13 protein-coding genes are annotated in these 16332 nt (G+C 71.0%); 10 read left to right on the top strand and 3 right to left on the bottom strand.

Going from position 1 to position 16332, the window contains the following annotated elements:
- The first annotated feature begins 22 nt into the window (after positions 1-22).
- On the top strand, positions 23-535 hold the full coding sequence (locus tag OXG55_14520) for a DivIVA domain-containing protein (protein ID MCY4104454.1): 513 nt from the start codon (positions 23-25) through the stop codon (positions 533-535).
- Here the strand turns inward: OXG55_14520 and ileS are convergent.
- Positions 532-3714, bottom strand: a complete 3183-nt coding sequence (ileS, locus tag OXG55_14525; GenBank protein ID MCY4104455.1) for an isoleucine--tRNA ligase — start codon at positions 3712-3714, stop codon at positions 532-534. The genes OXG55_14520 and ileS overlap by 4 nt on opposite strands.
- 184 nt (positions 3715-3898) lie before the next feature.
- On the opposite strand from ileS, the gene OXG55_14530 reads away from it, so the two are divergent.
- Genes OXG55_14530 through OXG55_14540 form a run of 3 tightly spaced genes read left to right on the top strand, consistent with a single transcriptional unit; the run spans position 3899 to position 5770 of the window.
- Positions 3899-4327 carry a hypothetical protein gene (locus OXG55_14530; GenBank protein MCY4104456.1) on the top strand — a complete coding sequence of 143 codons (429 nt, stop codon included), beginning with the start codon at positions 3899-3901 and terminating at the stop codon, positions 4325-4327.
- Positions 4308-4829 carry a signal peptidase II gene (gene lspA, locus OXG55_14535; GenBank protein MCY4104457.1) on the top strand — a complete coding sequence of 174 codons (522 nt, stop codon included), beginning with the start codon at positions 4308-4310 and terminating at the stop codon, positions 4827-4829. The genes OXG55_14530 and lspA overlap by 20 nt, the downstream gene beginning before the upstream one ends.
- Entirely contained in the window at positions 4826-5770 is a 945-nt protein-coding gene (locus tag OXG55_14540) for an RluA family pseudouridine synthase (protein ID MCY4104458.1), read from the top strand. The genes lspA and OXG55_14540 overlap by 4 nt, the downstream gene beginning before the upstream one ends.
- Here the strand turns inward: OXG55_14540 and OXG55_14545 are convergent.
- Complete coding sequence (locus tag OXG55_14545; GenBank protein MCY4104459.1) at positions 5767-6234, bottom strand: Rrf2 family transcriptional regulator; 468 nt, start codon at positions 6232-6234, stop codon at positions 5767-5769. The two genes, OXG55_14540 and OXG55_14545, sit on opposite strands and share 4 nt — an antisense overlap.
- Positions 6235-6365: 131 nt before the next feature.
- Between OXG55_14545 and OXG55_14550 the strand changes: the two genes are divergently transcribed.
- The 6 genes from OXG55_14550 to OXG55_14575 all read left to right on the top strand — a co-directional run bounded on the left by OXG55_14550 (position 6366) and on the right by OXG55_14575 (position 13918).
- Positions 6366-6863, top strand: a complete 498-nt coding sequence (locus tag OXG55_14550) for a DUF2587 domain-containing protein (GenBank protein MCY4104460.1) — start codon at positions 6366-6368, stop codon at positions 6861-6863.
- 403 nt (positions 6864-7266) lie between these two features.
- Positions 7267-10794: a DNA polymerase III subunit alpha gene (gene dnaE, locus OXG55_14555; protein ID MCY4104461.1), complete on the top strand. Its 3528-nt coding sequence runs from the start codon at positions 7267-7269 to the stop codon at positions 10792-10794.
- Between the two features lie 100 nt (positions 10795-10894).
- The gene (locus tag OXG55_14560) at positions 10895-11566 is read left to right on the top strand and encodes a hypothetical protein (GenBank protein ID MCY4104462.1); all 672 of its coding nucleotides are present in this window, start codon (positions 10895-10897) and stop codon (positions 11564-11566) included.
- Between the two features lie 43 nt (positions 11567-11609).
- Positions 11610-12233, top strand: coding sequence for a nitroreductase family protein (locus OXG55_14565; GenBank protein ID MCY4104463.1), 624 nt, complete (start codon positions 11610-11612; stop codon positions 12231-12233).
- A gap of 35 nt (positions 12234-12268) precedes the next feature.
- Complete coding sequence (locus tag OXG55_14570) at positions 12269-12673, top strand: OB-fold domain-containing protein (protein ID MCY4104464.1); 405 nt, start codon at positions 12269-12271, stop codon at positions 12671-12673.
- 39 nt (positions 12674-12712) lie between these two features.
- A complete protein-coding gene (locus tag OXG55_14575; protein ID MCY4104465.1) occupies positions 12713-13918 on the top strand; it encodes a thiolase family protein in 1206 nt (401 codons plus the stop codon).
- 223 nt (positions 13919-14141) lie between these two features.
- On the opposite strand, the gene OXG55_14580 is transcribed toward OXG55_14575, so the two are convergent.
- Entirely contained in the window at positions 14142-16160 is a 2019-nt protein-coding gene (locus tag OXG55_14580; GenBank protein ID MCY4104466.1) for a thioredoxin domain-containing protein, read from the bottom strand.
- Between the last annotated feature and the right edge of the window lie 172 nt (positions 16161-16332).

The following is a 16332-nucleotide window of genomic DNA, read 5'->3' on the forward strand; positions in this document are numbered from 1 at the left end:
GGGATTCCGGCTCCCGGGGCCGGTGAGCACTACGGTTGGGCTCGTGGAACTCTCCCCCGAGGCGCTGCGCGACGTCCGCTTCACCGAGCGTTTCCGGGGATACGACGCCGCCGAGGTCGACGCCTTCCTGAGCGAGGCGGCGGAGGCCCTCGAGGTACTCGTCACCGAGCGCAGCGCGCCGATGGCGGCGCTGGCCGCCGAACGGGCCCGCCTGGCGATCGAGGATGTCCGGCGGCAGACACTCGAGGAGGTCTCGGAGCTGCAAACTCGCCGTGACGAGTTGGCGCAGACGGTTGCGGACCTTCAGCTGATGCTGGCGGACCGGCGCCGCGGGCTCGTCGAGGCATTGGCCCTGATCGACGCCACCGGCGGGCAGGCACCGGATTCCGGCGACGGTGCCGAGCCTGCCGGCAGCCCGCAGGACGAGGCCGCCGAGGACGGCGATCCGGAGGCCGCGCCCGAGGGGGCTCCCGAAGGGGACAGTTTCCTGGCGCGGCTCGAGCGAGCGGCCGAGGGCGGGGACTCCTCCGGCTAGTCCGAACCCGCCGCGCCGCGGGTGATGGCGAAACGGATCTCCTGACCGTCGATGCTGGCGGTGCCGGCGTCGTCGACGGCCTGCAGGTCGGCGTGGCGCACCTCGGTGGCGAGGACCTGGTCCGCCACGTACCGCGCGTGGGGCGCCAACGCCGCGGCGAGTTCGGCAGGCAGGTCGAGGGTCAGTTCGATGCGGTCGGAGACGTGCAGCCCGGAATCACGCCGGCCCTGCTGCAGCACCCGCACCAGGTGGCGCGCCGCACCCTCGGAGCGCAACTCATCGTCCAGAGCGACATCGAGCGTCACGACCAGGTCAGCCGTGCGCAGCGCCGCGCTGGGGCGGCCCTCGGGGGTCTCCAGGACCAACTCGTACTGGTCCTCGGCGAGGCTCTGTCCGGCGACGGTGACCGTGCCGTCGGCCGCACGGGTCCACTCGCCGGCGCGGGCCGCGGCCATGACCGCCTGTGTTGCAGGCCCCAGCAGCGGCCCGAGTACCTCGCCGCGCGGGCGCAGCACGAAACGCGTCCCCTCGTCGAGCTCGGTGGTCAGCACCACGGACTTCACGTTGATCTCGGCGGCGATGAGATCGCTGAACGGTTCCAGGGTCGTGGCATCGCGGCCGGCGACGCGCGCCGACCGCAGCGGCTGGCGCGCCGGCAGCCCGTGCGTCACCCGCACCCCCAGCGCCGCCGAGCAGACCTCCCGCGCCCGGTCCATCACGGTCGCCAGCTCGTCGTCGCCGGGTAGCGCCGCAGCCTCGGGCCAGTCGCAGAGGTGCACGCTGTCACCGCCCCCGAGGCCGCGATGGATCGATTCGCAGATCAGCGGGAGTAGCGGAGCCGCCACCTGCACCAGCGTCACGAGGACGGTGTGGAGCGTGTCGTAGGCGGCCTGCTTGTCGCCGGGGTCGGCCTCGGTCGCCGGTGCCCAGAAGCGGTCGCGGCTGCGGCGGATGTACCAGTTGTTCACCGTGTGAAGGAAGGTCTCGATCTCGCCGCAGGCGCCGGGCAGGTCGTAGGCGTCGAGCCGGTCGCCCACCTCCAGCACGAGCCGGCGTGTCTTGGCCAACACGTAGCGGTCCAGCACGTCGGTGGAGGAGACGTTCCAGCCGGCCCGGGAGCGGTCGGCGTTGGCGTACATGCAGAAGAACACGTAGGCGTTCCAGAGCGGCCGCAGCACGCCCCGCACGACGGCGTCGATGCCCTCGTCGCTCATCCGCAGGTCGCCGCCGCGCAGCACCGGTGAGGACATCAGGTACCAGCGCAAGGCGTCGGCCCCCTGCCGGGTGAAGATGACCTCGGGGTCGGTGTAGTTCCGCAACCGCTTCGAGAGCTTCGCCCCGTCGGCGGCCAGCACCACGCCGTGGCACACGGCGTTGCGGAACGGTGGGCGGTCGAACAGGGCGGTCGCCAGCACGTGCAGCGTGTAGAACCAGCCGCGCGTCTGGTTCACGTACTCCACGATGAAGTCGGCGGGGAAGTGGTCCTCGAACCACTCCTTGTTCTCGAAGGGGTAGTGCACCTGGGCGTAGGGCATGGAGCCCGACTCGAACCAGCAGTCCAGGACCTCCGGGACCCGGCGCATGACCGAGCGGCCCGTCGGATCGTCGGGATTGGGCCTCGTCAGGGAGTCCACGAACGGCCGGTGCAGGTCGTCGGGGCGCACTCCGAAGTCCCGCTGGATCTCGTCGAGGCTCCCGTAGACGTCGGTGCGCGGCCAGGCCGGATCGTCCGAGCGCCACACCGGCACCGGCGAACCCCAGAAGCGGTTGCGGCTGATCGACCAGTCGCGTGCGCCTTCCAGCCAGTTGCCGAAACGCCCGTCGCGCACGTGCGCCGGGACCCAGTTGATCTGCTGGTTCAACTCCACCATCCGGTCGCGGACGGCGGTCACGCGCACGTACCAGGAGTTGACGGCGCGGTAGATCACCGGTGTGTCGGTGCGCCAGCAGTGCGGGTAATTGTGTACGTGGCTGTCGTGGCGGACGATGAGCCCTCGTTGCTTCAGCGCGGCGATGATCCCCGGGTTGGCGTCGAACACGTTCTGGCCGGCCCAGTCGCGGACCTCTGCCGTGAAGCGTCCCTGGTCGTCGACGGGCACCACGACGTCGATCCCCACCTCGGTGCAGAGGCGCTGATCGTCCTCGCCGAAGCCGGGCGCCACGTGCACGATTCCGGTGCCCTCGTCGGTGTCCACGAAATCGGCGCCGAGCACGGCGAAGCCGCCGGGAACGTCGGCGAAGAAGTCGAACAGCGGCTCGTAGCGCCTGCCCATGAGGTCGCGGCCGCGCACGCTGCCGGCGAGTCTGGTGTCGCTGAGCCGGCGGGTGTAGCGCTCGACGGCTTCGGCGGCCAGCACGTGGCGCCGCGGACCGTCGTCGCCGGACTCCTCCAGAACCGCGTAGGTCGTCTCGGGGTCGACCGCCAGCGCCAGGTTCGAGGGCAGGGTCCAGGGCGTCGTCGTCCAGGCCCACAGGTACAGCGGAGCCGGATCGCCCGGAGCACCCACGAGGCGGAAGGCCACGGTGATGGCCGGGTCGGTGCGCGGCCGGGTGGCGTCGTCCATGCGGATCTCGAAGTTGGACAGCGGCGTCTCGGCGCCCCACGAGTAGGGCAGTACCCGGTGGGCCTCGTAGACGAGATCCTTCTCCCAGAGCCGCTTGAAGGCCCACAGCACGCTCTCCATGAACGGGAGGTCCATGGTCTTGTAGTCGTTCTCGAAGTCGACCCAGCGCGCCTGGCGGTTCACATAGCGCTGCCACTCGTCGGTGTACCGCATGACCGAGCGGCGGCAGTGCCCGTTGAACCGCTCGATCCCGTAGTCGGTGATGGCCCGCCGTCCCGACACTCCCAGCTCTTTCTCGGCCTCCATCTCCGGCGGCAGACCGTGGCAGTCCCAACCGAAGCGGCGTTCGACCCTCTGGCCGCGCATCGTGCGGTAACGGGGGATCACGTCCTTCACGTATCCCGTGAGCAGGTTGCCGGTGTGGGGGAGCCCGTTGGCGAAGGGCGGCCCGTCGTAGAACACGTACTCGTTGGAGCCTCCCGCGCCGGGCGGACGATTCTCGACCGAGGCCCGGAAGGTGCCCTCGGAATCCCAGCGTCGCAGCACCTCGGACTCGATCGCCGCGAAGTCGGGTTGCGGGTCCACATCGGGGTACGGCGCCGGCTGGTGGTTCATGGCGCAAGAAAATACCGCCGAAGTGTCCGACCCGGCACCGGGGGCATCGGGAGGCACCTCGGTTGCCTCGCCAACAGCGGTCCCGCCTGGCGGTGCAGCAGGTGCCGGCGGCTAGAGTTGGCCCGCCCGCCGTCGAGTCGTGCGGCCGGACCGGCGGCTCGCAGGATCTACTCAGGAGGGTCAGGTGGCCCCACCCGGAAGTACTCCGGACAGCGACGAGGAGGTCTCCTCCCCACGGCGCCTCGATGACGCCTTCCTCGAGGAGCAGCGCAAGAAGCTGCTCGCCGAGCGGGCCAGGTACGTCCGGTCGGCGGAGACGATGGCGGCCGAGGCGGCGGCGCTGCTCGACGACCGCGAACCGGGCGACCTGCAGTTCGACGAGGAGTCCGGCGAGGGCGACAGTTGGGCGGTGGAGCGTGAGCGGGATCTGGCGCTCAGCGCCGCGGCCCGCGCCGCGGTGGAACTGATCGACGAAGCCCTGAAGCGAATCGAGGAGGGCACCTACGGAACCTGCGTCGTCTCCGGGAAGCCCATCCAGAAGGAGCGTCTCCGTGCCATTCCTTGGGCGGCCGAGCGGGTCGAGTACAAGGCCGGTGGCCTCAGACGGCGCTGAGAGCCGCAGTCCCGGCCGTCCGCGGGCCAACCGCCTCCTGCTGCTGTCGGTCGCCGCAGCGGTTCTGCTGGCGGACCAGTTGACCAAGCTCTGGGCGCTGCGGGAACTGGCCGACGGCAGCATCCATCTCTTCTGGACGATCCGGCTGCGGCTGGTCTTCAACCAGGGCACCGCCTTCGGGTTGGGCAGTTCACTGGCCCCGGTCATCACCGTGGCCGCGGTCGTGGTGTCGCTGCTGCTGCTCCGCCTCACCTGGTCGACGACCCGCCGGTCCGTGGCGTTTCTGGCGGGACTCGTGTTCGGGGGCGCCCTCGGCAACCTCGGTGATCGGGCCTTCCGGGGCGACGGATTCTTCGGCGGCAGCGTTGTGGACTTCGTGGACCCGCAGTGGTGGCCGGTGTTCAACGTGGCCGACGCGGCCATCTCGGTCGGCGTGGTGCTCTTCGCGGTGCTGGGCCTCCGTGCGGGCCTGCGCGGCGATCCGCTGCTGGAGGAGGCGTGACCGAACCCCTCCCGCCGGCACTGGCCGGCGAGCGGTTGGACAGGGCGGTGGCGTTGCTCACCCGGACGAGCCGTTCCACCGCCGCCGCCCTGGTGGCCGCCGGTGCCGTGCAGGTGAACGGCAGCGTGCGCACCGACCGTGCGGCACGGCTGTCGGAGGGTGATGAACTGGTCGTGGCGGCCGCCGCGCTCGCCGATCAGCGCGGCCGCGGCAAGCCGCGTGCCGAACCGGACGTGGAGCTGGCGGTCGTCCACGAGGATCGGTACCTCGTGGTCGTGGACAAGCCGGCCGGGCTCGTTGTCCACCCGGGCGCCGGCCGCACGGAGGGCACCCTCTGCGGCGCCCTACTGGCGCGCTACCCGGAGATGGCCGGCGTCGGAGAGGCGACCCGGCCGGGGATCGTCCATCGCCTCGATGCCGGTACGAGCGGGCTACTGGTCGCCGCCCGCAGCGCCCTGGCCTACGACTCGCTGGTGGCACAGCTCGCCGGGCGGACCGTGCGCCGCCGCTACGAGGCCATCTGCTGGGGCACTGTCGGCGACGACCGGGGCCTGATCGACGCCCCCGTCGGCCGCTCGGGTCGCCGGCCTGCGCAGATGGCGGTGACCGAGCGGGGACGCCCGGCCCGGACGGGCTACGAGGTGCGCCGCCGCTACAGTTCGCCGGCTCCGGTGACCCACCTGAGCTGCCGGCTGGAGACCGGGAGAACCCACCAGATCCGGGTGCACCTGGCGGCGATCGGACATCCCCTGCTCGGTGACGAGGTCTACGGGACCGCCACGGTGACACCGGACCGGGCTGCGACGGCGGCGCTGCGGCTCGACCGTCCGGCCCTGCATGCCGCCCTGCTGGGATTCGCGCACCCCTCCGACGACCGGGAGATGCTCTTCGAGTCGACCCTGCCGTCAGACCTCGGAGCCGTTCTGGCCGCCCTGTCCTAGCGCGGCTCGCCGGCCGGCGCGGCGGGGGCCGCGTCGGGCCAGGGCGCGGTGCCGCCGGCAATGGCGGCGATGTCGGCAAGGCTGAAGGAGGACAGCAGTCGCCGCATCTCGGTTCCCACGGCGGCCCACACCGCCAGCAGCACGCACTGCCCCTCGTGGTCGCAGGCTCCGTCCTTGTGCGGCTCGCCGAAGTCGTCGGCCACGATGGGGGCCTCCACCGCGCTCACGATCTCGCTCAGGTAGATCTGTCCGGCGGGGCGCGCCAGCCGGTAGCCGCCGCCGACGCCGCGCTTGGACAGGACCAGGCCGGCGCCCTTGAGTGCCAGCAGGATCTGCTCCAGGTAGGGCTGGGGGAGTCCGGTGCGGTCGGCGATGTCCCGAGCCGACTGCGGTGCGCCGGCCTCGTGCAGGGTGAGCGACAGCAGCGCCCGGCTGGCGTAGTCCGCCCGCGTCGAGACCTTCACGTCGAGACCTTCACGCCTGCGAGCGTAACGGCTCGGTCAACATGGATCGGGAGGGTGGTCCCGACGCCGGGGGCGTCGCCGGGCCGCTAGCGTCACAGCACCTGACCTGTCCCGATCCGGAGCCGGCGAGCATGACCCCCGACAGCGAGCACAGTCCGACCGAGCCGGAGCGCGCGGAGATCGTGGCGCCCGAGGATGCCGCCGAACCGCAGGGCGACGCCATCGAGCAACCGGCCAAGGTGATGCGCGTCGGGGCCATGCTGCGCGGCCTGCTCGAGGAGGTTCGCGAGGCGCCTCTCGACGAGCGCAGCCGCGACCGGCTGCGGGAGATCTACGAGATCTCGCTGCAGGAGCTGGGATCGGCCGTCTCGGCGGACCTGCGTGAGGAGCTGGAGCGCCTGGCACGGCCCTTCCCCGACGCCGAGGTGCCCACCGAAGCGGAACTGCGCATCGCCAAGGCGCAGCTGGTGGGCTGGATGGAGGGACTCATCCAGGGCATCCAGGCGACGCTGTACGCCCAGCAGGTGCTCGCCCGGAGGCAGTTGGCGGACATGCGCGGCCAGCTGCCGCCCTTCCGGGGGGCCGACGAGCAACGGCCCGACGACGAGCGACCCGGCCCCTATCTCTAGTGTCCTGAGTTCCAAGTTCATGAGGATATGGCGTGGCCTCAACCGTTCGCCTTGGCGCGAAACCGCTGTTGAGAGGCTTGCTAACCTCACCAGATACCTCCGACGAACTTCCGGCTCAGGACACTAGGACGCTGCGGAACAATGCGGCATGTCCAGTATGAGTGTCATTCCGGCGGAGGCCGGAATCCAGGACTTCCGCCACCGGACCGACTTTGCCCGTGGATTACGCAGCCCACTCCCAGGACGCGGGCCCGCGTCCGGCTCCCCGGCCGCGCCTCGCGGCCTCCGGACGGTCGTCGTACGCGCTCGCTCCGCCGCCGACTATGGTCGGCGCTGAAACGACATCACTGTGATTTGTCCACAGGACGTGGGGACGTAATGGGGACAGTCTGGGGAGCCGACGATGCCCGACAGCTTCGTTCACCTGCACACCCACACCGAGTACTCGATGCTCGACGGCGCCTCGCGCGTCGATGCGCTCGTGGCGGCGGCCGCGGCCGACGGCCAGCCGGCGCTCGGGATCACCGATCACGGGAATCTCTACGGGATCGTCCCGTTCTACAAGGCCTGCCGTGCCGGCGGCGTGAAGCCCATCCTGGGCATCGAGGCCTACATGGCCCACGAGAGCCGCCACGAGCGGCCCGCCCGGCAGGGCAAGGTGGATGACAGCGGCGGCGAGACGGCCACCGGCCACAAGCTCTACTACCACCTGACCCTGCTGGCGGAGAACGAGGCCGGCTACCGCAACCTCATCCAGATCGCCAGCCGCGCCTTCCTGGAGGGTTACTACTACAAGCCGAAGGTGGACTGGGAGGTGCTGGCTGAGCACTCCGAGGGGATCCTGGCGAGCACGGGCTGCCTCGGGAGCCACGTCTGCCAGGCGCTGCTGCGGGACGATTTCGACAGGGCGCTGGGCCATGCGGGGCGCCTGCGCGACATCTTCGGGCCCGGCAGCGCCTACGTCGAGCTCCAGGATCACGGCATCGACGCCCAGCAGCGCATCATGCCGCACCTGCTGGAGATCGCGCAACGCCTGGATCTCCCCCTGCTGGCCACCAACGACAGCCACTACACGCACCGCGGCGACGCGGTGGCGCACGACGCCCTGCTCTGCGTGCAGACCGGGAGCGTCCGCAGCGACCCGAACAGGCTCAAGTTCGACGGCGACGAGCACTACCTGAAGTCGGCGGCGGAGATGCGCCGGCTCTTCGCCGAGTCGCCGGCGGCCTGCGACAGCACGCTGGACATCGCCGAGCGCTGCAACATCGAGATCGGCTTCGGCGACATCAAGCTGCCGCCGTTCCCCGTACCGGAGGGCTTCGGCGACGCCGACGAGTACCTGGCGCATCTCACCCTCGAGGGGGCGCGCTCCCGCTGGGGCCACGAGCTGCCCGAGGCCACCTCGGACCGCCTGGCCTACGAGCTGCAGGTGATCACCACGATGGGCTTCGCCTCGTACTTCCTGATCGTCTGGGACCTCATCCGCTACGCCCGGTCCGCCGGGATCCGGGTGGGTCCCGGCCGGGGCAGCGCCGCGGGCTGCGCCGTCTCCTACTGCCTCGGCATCACCAGCCTCGACCCGCTGCGCTACGACCTGCTGTTCGAGCGGTTCCTGAACCCCGGCCGGCGCCAGATGCCCGACATCGACATGGACTTCGACTCCCGCTACCGCGACGACCTGATCCGCTACGCGGCGGAACGCTACGGGCGGGACCACGTGGCACAGATCATCACCTTCTCCACCATCAAGGGGCGTGCCGCGGTGCGCGACGCGGCCCGAGTGCTGGACCACCCCTACGCCGTCGGCGACAAGATCGCCAAGGCGGTCCCCGAACCCATCATGGGCCGGACGACGCCGCTGCGCGCCTGCCTCGAGCGTGAGACCGCCTACGGCGCCGGCTATGACCTGGCCGGGGATCTGCGCAACATGTACGCCGAGGATTCCCAGGTGCGCGAGGTCGTGGACGTGGCGCTGGGTCTGGAGGGGCTGCGGCGCCAGGACGGCATCCACGCGGCCGCGGTCGTGATCTCACCCGACCCCCTGACGACGAACGTGCCCATCCAGCGCAAGCCGGCCGAGAAGCAGGCCGCCGCGGACGCCCCCATCGTCACCCAGTACGACATGGACGCGGTCGAGGAGCTGGGTCTCCTCAAGATGGACTTCCTCGGACTGCGCACGCTCGACGTCATCACCGACACCGTCGCCCACGTGGCGCGCCTGCGCGGCGCCGAACTGGACATCGACGAGCTGCCGCTGGACGACGAGCGCACCTACGAGATGCTCCAGCGCGGCGACACCACCGGCGTCTTCCAGCTGGAGAGCCCCCCGGTGCGCGCCCTGCTGCGCTCCATGCTGCCGGGCGACATCAACGACGTGGCCGCCGTGGTGGCGCTGTACAGGCCGGGCCCGATGAAGGAGAACGTGCACACGGCGTATGCGGAGCGCAGGACGGGGCGTGCCCCCGTGGAGGTGCTGCACCCCGACGCCGCGGAGATTCTGGCCGACACCTACGGACTCATGATCTACCAGGAGTCCATGATGCGGATCGCCCAGGTGTTCGCCGGCTACAGCCCGGAGGAGGCCGACAACCTGCGCAAGGCCTGCGGCAAGAAGATCCGCGAGAAGATGGCCGAGGAGCGCCAGAAGTTCATCGACGGCTGCGAGGCCACCGGCTACGGCCGGCGGGTGGGGGAGCAGTGGTGGAGCCGCATCGAGCCCTTCGCCGACTACGCCTTCAACAAGAGCCACTCCTACGCCTACGGCCTGCTGGCCTACCAGACCGCCTACCTGAAGGCGAACTACCCCATCGAGTACATGGCGGCCCTGCTGACGAGCGTGCGCACCAAGATCGAGCGCCTCACCCCCTACCTCCTGGAATGCCGCCAGCGGGAGGTCGCCGTGCTGGTGCCCGACGTGAACGAGTCGCTCTCGGACTTCACGCCGGTCCCGCGCCCGGAGGCGCCGGACCGCGGACGCATCCTTTTCGGTCTGGCGGCCATCCGCAACGTGGGCGCCGGCGATGCCGCCCACATCATCGAGGCGCGTGCGGGCGGCGGGCCGTTCCGGGACTTCGACGACTTCTGCGACCGGGTGGACCCCTCGGTGCTCAACAAGCAGACGGTCCAGTCGCTGATCAGGGCCGGCGCCTTCGACTCCCTGGGACAGCCGCGGCAGGGGCTGCTGAACGTGCACAGCCGAACCGTCGACGCCGCCCTCGCCGAGCGGCGCGAGCGCGAGGCCGGGGTCCTGAGTCTCTTCGGTGACACCGACGTGGCCACCGGCTACAGCCACAAGCCCGCCGTGCCCGACACCCACGCACCGCGGTCGGTCATGCTGGCCGAGGAGAAGGAGATGCTCGGGCTCTACATCAGCGACCATCCCCTGGCGGGCATCGAGCAACTGCTGGCGGCCAAGCGGGAGCACGGCATCACCGAACTCGAGGTGTTGCCCGACGGCGAGGTCGTGACGGTGGCGGGCGCCGTCACCTCGCTGAAGCGCCGCCGGACGCGCAACGGCGCGCGCATGGCCACCTTCACCCTGGACGATCGCACCGGGATGATCCCGGTCACGGTCTTTCCCCGAGCCATGGAAGCCCAGGAGGCCCTGCTCGCCGACGAGGTGGTGGTGATCCTCAAGGCGCGCCTGGACCGGCGCGACGACGAGCCGAAGCTCATCTGCATGGAGATGCAGGAGTTCTCCGCCGAGACCCGCGGGGCGCTGCGCCTGCACATCCCCGCCGTCGGCGTGGACAGCGATCAGCTGGCGGCGCTCAAGCGGCTCCTCGGTGAGCACGGCGGCCACTCGCCCGTGGAGATCCTGGTCGGCAAGGGGCATCTGTTGCAGCTTCCCCAGGAGTACCACGTCGACATCGAGGGGGGACTGGTGCCCGAGCTGCGGCAACTGCTGGGAGTCAGCGCCGTGCAGGTCTGATCGCTCACCAGGTCGGTTTGCACGCGGCCGTCCGGCACACTGGACTATTGGGCGATCCACCCTGTGATCGGTGTGGCCCGAGAGTGACAAGGCGGCGACAATGGCAGTTGAGGTCGAGAGCAGGGACTGCACCGCGGTCAGCGACGCCGAACTCGAGGCGATGGCCGATCTCTGCGCGGAAGGTCCGAACCCCTTCACGGTCGGGTTCCTCTCCAAGCAGACGGAGCTCTGGGTACTGCTGACCGAGGCACGCGAGGGCAGCCGCCTGCGAGGCTTCGTGTTCTCCACGCTGGAACGGATCGGCGGGACCCCGGTCGTGGTCCTCGGTGCGGGATCGGTGGCCCGCACCTCCCGGCGCAGCACGGTCCTGCAGGCGCTGGTGGCCGAGCAGTTGCACCGAGCAGTCATGGCCTTCCCCGACGAGGACGTGCTGATGGGGGTGCGCATGAACGACCCCTCCACTTTCGAGGTGTTCAAGGTGCTGAGCAACGTGATCCCCCGGCCCGACCACGGCGCCAACGGTGAGGAGCGGGCATGGGGACGGCGGCTGGCCAAGCGCTACCGGATCGGCAACAGCGTCTACGACCCGCGCACCTTCCTGGCGACCGGCGACGGCGGGCAGCCGGCCGTGCTCGACTACGAGACCCTGCGGCCCGAGCGGACCGATCCGGCCCTCAGCGACGTGTTCGCGCCGCTGCAGCGCGACCGGGGCGATTCGCTGGTGGCCGTGGCCTGGGCCACGGCAGGGCGTTTGCAGCGCTACGGCGACTGATTCCCCCCGGCGCTGAGCCCGCAGCGGGGAGGCGCAGCCGGACGTGAACCTCAGCGAGGTGCTCGCGGCGCGCCGCATGACGCGGAACTTCGAGTCTCGGCGCCTGGAGCGGGCCCTGCTCGAGGAACTGTGCCTGATGGCCCGGCGGGCGCCGTCGGCGGGATTCGCCCAGGGTGCCGAACTCATAATCCTGGATACCGCCGAGGCGCGCGAATCGTTCTGGGACCTCACCCTGCCCGCCACCCAGCGCGCCGACTTCGCCTGGCCCGGACTTCTGCAGGCGCCCGCTCTGGTCCTGCCGGCGGCCGACAGCCGCCGCTACCTCGCCCGCTACCGCGAGGCGGACAAGGCGTCGGGCGCAGCCGGCGGCCTCGGCGAGTCACCGGAGGCCTGGCCCATGCCGTACTGGCTGATCGATTGCGCCTTCGTCGTGCAGAACCTGCTGCTGGCGGCCGCCGAACGGGGTCTGGGAGCCCTGTTCTTCGGCCTGTTCGACGGGGAGGCCGAGGTACGTGCCGCGCTGCAGGTTCCCGAGGGGGTCGAAGTGTTGGGGGTCGTGGCGTTGGGTTGGCCGGCTCCCGACCACCCCAGCAGGTCGCTGGCGCGCGGCTGGCGGGATCCCCGGGAGATCCTGCACTGGGGCTGCTGGGGCGGCCCCCGGCGCTAGGGTTCCTCGCACCGGCTCGAGTCCCGGAGGCCCCGATGGCAACCGAACGGATCCCACTGGTGGCCTATCTGGCGCTCGAGCCCGAGGCGCACCTGGTGGCGGAGGAGTGCGACGCTTGCGGCGCCCGCTTCTTCGATCGTCGCAATGCCTGCGGGGCCTGCGGCGGCCGCAGCTTCGAGCCTGCGCCGGTGGCTGTGACCGGTCATCTGCGGGCGTTCTCGATCGTGCACCGGGCGGACCCGGGCGTCGCGGTGCCGTTCGTCTCAGCGATCGTGGAGGCCTGCGACGGCACCACGGTCCGCGCCAACCTGCTGGAGGTGACGCCGGACCCCGCCGAGATCCGACTCGGCATGCCGGTGCGGCTGGTGACCTACCCGGCCGGCACGGACAGCGAAGGCACCGAATGCGTCGCGTTCGGTTTCGCGCCGGCGAGCGCCTGAAGCGGATCAGGCGACAGCAACCCCACAGAGGAGCCACCCATGAGTGACAGCGTCTGGATACTCGGTACCTCCATGACACGATTCGCCCGCCACGGTGACCGCGACCTGCTCGACCTGGCCAGCGAGGCGGCACTGGGCGCGCTGGACGACGGCGGGGTGACCGTGCAGGACCTCGACGTGCTGGCGTGTGGCAGTCTGTTCTCGGCCCACGCCGGGGTCGGTCAGCAACTGCTGGGCCAGATCGGCCAGACGGGCATCAGCGTCTACAACGTGGCCAACGCCTGTGCCACGGGGGCCACAGCCGTACGGGTCGGTCTCATGGCCATTCGTTCGGGGGAGGCCTCCATGGCGATGGCCGTCGGGGTTGAGAAGATGGGGAAGATGGGGTTGCTCACGAGCACCCCCAAGGGCTCGAAGGGAGCCAAGGTGTTCGAGCCGTCGGGACGTTTCGGGTCGGTCCGCTCGGTCGACGGCATCCTCGGCACCAAGACCATGCCCGGAGTCTTCGGCCAGGCCGGCATGCGCTACGCCCACGACCACCCCGGTGTGGGTTTCGACCAGTTCGCCAGGATCGCCCACAAGAACCACCTGCACTCGACCCTGAACCCGCTGGCGCAGTACCGGAAGCGCTTCAGCGTCGAGGAAATCAAGGCCTCGCCGATGATGGCGTACCCCAACACGCTGCTGATGTGCTGCCCCACCGGCGACGGTGCCGCCGCGGCGATCCTCGTCAGCGGGGAGCGCCTGAGGACACTGTCGCCGTCCCAGCGCAGCCGGGCGGTCAAGATCGCCGCCTCGGTGCTCACGAGCGATCCGTATGTCGAGGGCGGCCAGATGCAGCCCGACGTGAACACCTTGACCCGCAACGCCGCCGACGCGGCCTACGAGCAGGCGGGAGTGGGACCCGAGGACCTCGACATGGTGGAGTTGCACGACTGCTTCGCCTCGGCGGAGCTCATCCACTACGACAACCTGCGGCTGTGCGAGCCGGGCGGGGCGGGTGACTTCATCGACTCGGGTGCGCCCTACCGCGACGGGACAACGCCCGTCAACGTCTCCGGCGGTCTCATCTCCAAGGGCCATCCCATCGGTGCGACCGGCGTGGCGAACATCTACGAGATCGCCACCCATCTGCGCGGCGAGGCGGGCGATCGCCAGATTCCCGACGCCCGGGTCGGCCTGGCGCACGTGATCGGGCTGGGCTCCTCCTGCGGCGTGCACATCCTGGAGCGCTCCGCCGCCTGAGGTGAAGTCGCCCGGTCGCCGGGACGCCGCCGGGCTGGCTGCCCGGCCCTTGCCCTGCCTGGGCCCTTCGCCATAGCAACCCCCGCCCCACGCCGCGTGTCATTCCGGCGCAGGCCGGAATCCAGAACCCACGCCTCCGGCGACCCCCGCCACACACCGCGAGTGTCATTCCGGCGCAGGCCCGAACCCGGAACCCCCGCTCCCCGCGGCGGTCGCCGATGCCTCAGGGGCGACCGGCCCTCCCGGCGTCGATCGCCAGCTGCCGACGCAGGGTGGCAGGGTCGTCTGCGGGCGCCGCGCAGGTGTAGCGCCGGCACACGTAGGCGGCACCGTCGCGACGCTGGGCCCACAGCGGCGAGTCGTACGGCTCGCCCCAGGCCAGCACGGCGTTCGGCAGCCAGGCCCCGTGCACGACATCCACGAGGTCTCGGCGGTCGCCGGTGATGACGACCTCGGTGGCGCCGCCGGCGTGCAGATCCAGGGCGCACAGCAGGTTGCCGAAGCCGCTGGGGTGCTCGCCGGCGAGCGGGCCCAGCAGCGCCAGGATCTCAGCGGCCCGCTCGTGGTAGGCGCCGGTACCCACGAGCGCGCCCAGGCGCATCAGGCCCAGCGCGGCGGCGCTGCTGGCCGAGGGGGTGGCGTTGTCGAAGAGATCCCGGGGCGTGGCAACCAACGGCTCGGCGTCGCGCCCGCAGGTGAGCAGGCCGCTGCCGTCGGGATCCCAGAACAACTCCACCAGGTCGTCGGCGGTCCGTCGGGCCTCGGCGATCCAGTGCGCTCTGCCGGTGGTCTCGGCAAGGCGGCAGAAGGCGTTCAGGAGCGCGGCGTAATCGGCCGCGCAGGCCAGGTGCCGCGCCCCGGGGGGGCGGTCGGCGTCGCCCGCCTGCCAGGAACGCAGCCAGCGCCCGTCGGCACGCCGCAGGTTCTGCAGCAGGAACTCGCCGCAGTCCTCCGCGACAGCCAGCCAGGCGGTGTTCCCGGTCGCGGTGGCCGCAGCGGCCAGAGCGGCTATCAGCAGCCCGTTCCATTCGGTCAGCACCTTGTCGTCGAGGCCGGGGCGGACCCGCCCGGAGCGGGCCTCGAGCAGCGCCCGGCGCGCCTGCTCCACCTCGGGCGAGCGCAGCAGGTCGCCGCGCACCGGCCGCCACAGGATGTTGGCCCCCTCGAAGTTGCCTTCGCCGGTGGCGCCGTACCACTCGATGGCGGCGTCGGCTGCCTCTCCGGCGGCACTGCGGATCTCTTCGAGGCGCCACACGTAGAACTTCCCCTCCACGCCTTCGGAGTCGGCGTCCTCGGCTGAGGCGAAGCCGCCGCCGGGCAGGCGCAGATCGCGCAGCAGGTAGCCGACGGTCTCGGTGACCACCTGGCGGTAGCGGGCCTTGCCGGTGACCTGCCAGGCGGCGGTGTACAGCCCCAGCAGCAGGGCATTGTCGTAGAGCATCTTCTCGAAGTGCGGTACCAACCAGCGCTGGTCGGTGGCGTAGCGCGAGAAGCCGCCGCCGAGGTGGTCGTAGATGCCGCCGGAGGCCATGCAGTCCAGGCTGTTGACGACCATCGCCAGCACGTCGTCGTCACCGGAGTTCCGCCAGTGCCGCAGCAACGCCTCCAGCGTCATGGCCTGGGGGAACTTGGGAGCATGGCCGAATCCTCCCCAGGCGGCGTCGTACTGGCGGCGCAGCGCTCCGGCGGCGGCGGCGAGCACCTCGTGGCCGTCGGGGACGCCGCCCGACGCCGGCGGCAGGCGAGCGGCCCGATCCAGGGCCGCCGTGATGCGCTGTGCCTGATCCCGGACATCGCCGCGGCGCTCGCCCCACGCGTCGCTGACCCGCTGGAGGACGTCGCCGAACGAGGGCATCCCGTGGCGCGCCGTGGGCGGGAAGTAGGTGCCGGCGAAGAACGGCTCCCCCTCGGGTGTCAGGAAGACGGTCATGGGCCAGCCCCCGTGGCCGGTGAGCGAGGTGACCGCCTCCATGTACAGCGAGTCCACGTCGGGCCGTTCCTCGCGGTCCACCTTCACGTTCACGAACCAGCGGTTCATCAGCTCCGCCGTGGCCGGGTCCTCGAACGATTCGTGGGCCATCACATGGCACCAGTGGCAGGAGGAGTAGCCCACCGACAGCAGCATCGGCTTGTCGGCTCGGCGGGCCTCGTCGAAGGCCTCCGTGCCCCAGGGGTACCAGTCCACGGGGTTGTCGGCGTGCTGGCGAAGGTAGGGGCTCCCCTCGGCCGCGAGTCGGTTCATGCGGCGAGCATAAAGGGAGCTGGAAGCGGCCCGCACCGAGAGACACAGCGCGACCGCGCCGCCTCGAGGTTCGGCACGGCGAATCCCAGTCCCACCGAGGCACGCCCGTGCCGAAAGGTGTGCCGCTGCCGCGCCGCAGCCCCTCCCCGCGCCCTGAGGGTCGCCGACGCGG

This window comes from bacterium (genome assembly GCA_026708055.1).
Classification (GTDB): Bacteria; Actinomycetota; Acidimicrobiia; order Acidimicrobiales; family CATQHL01; genus VXNF01.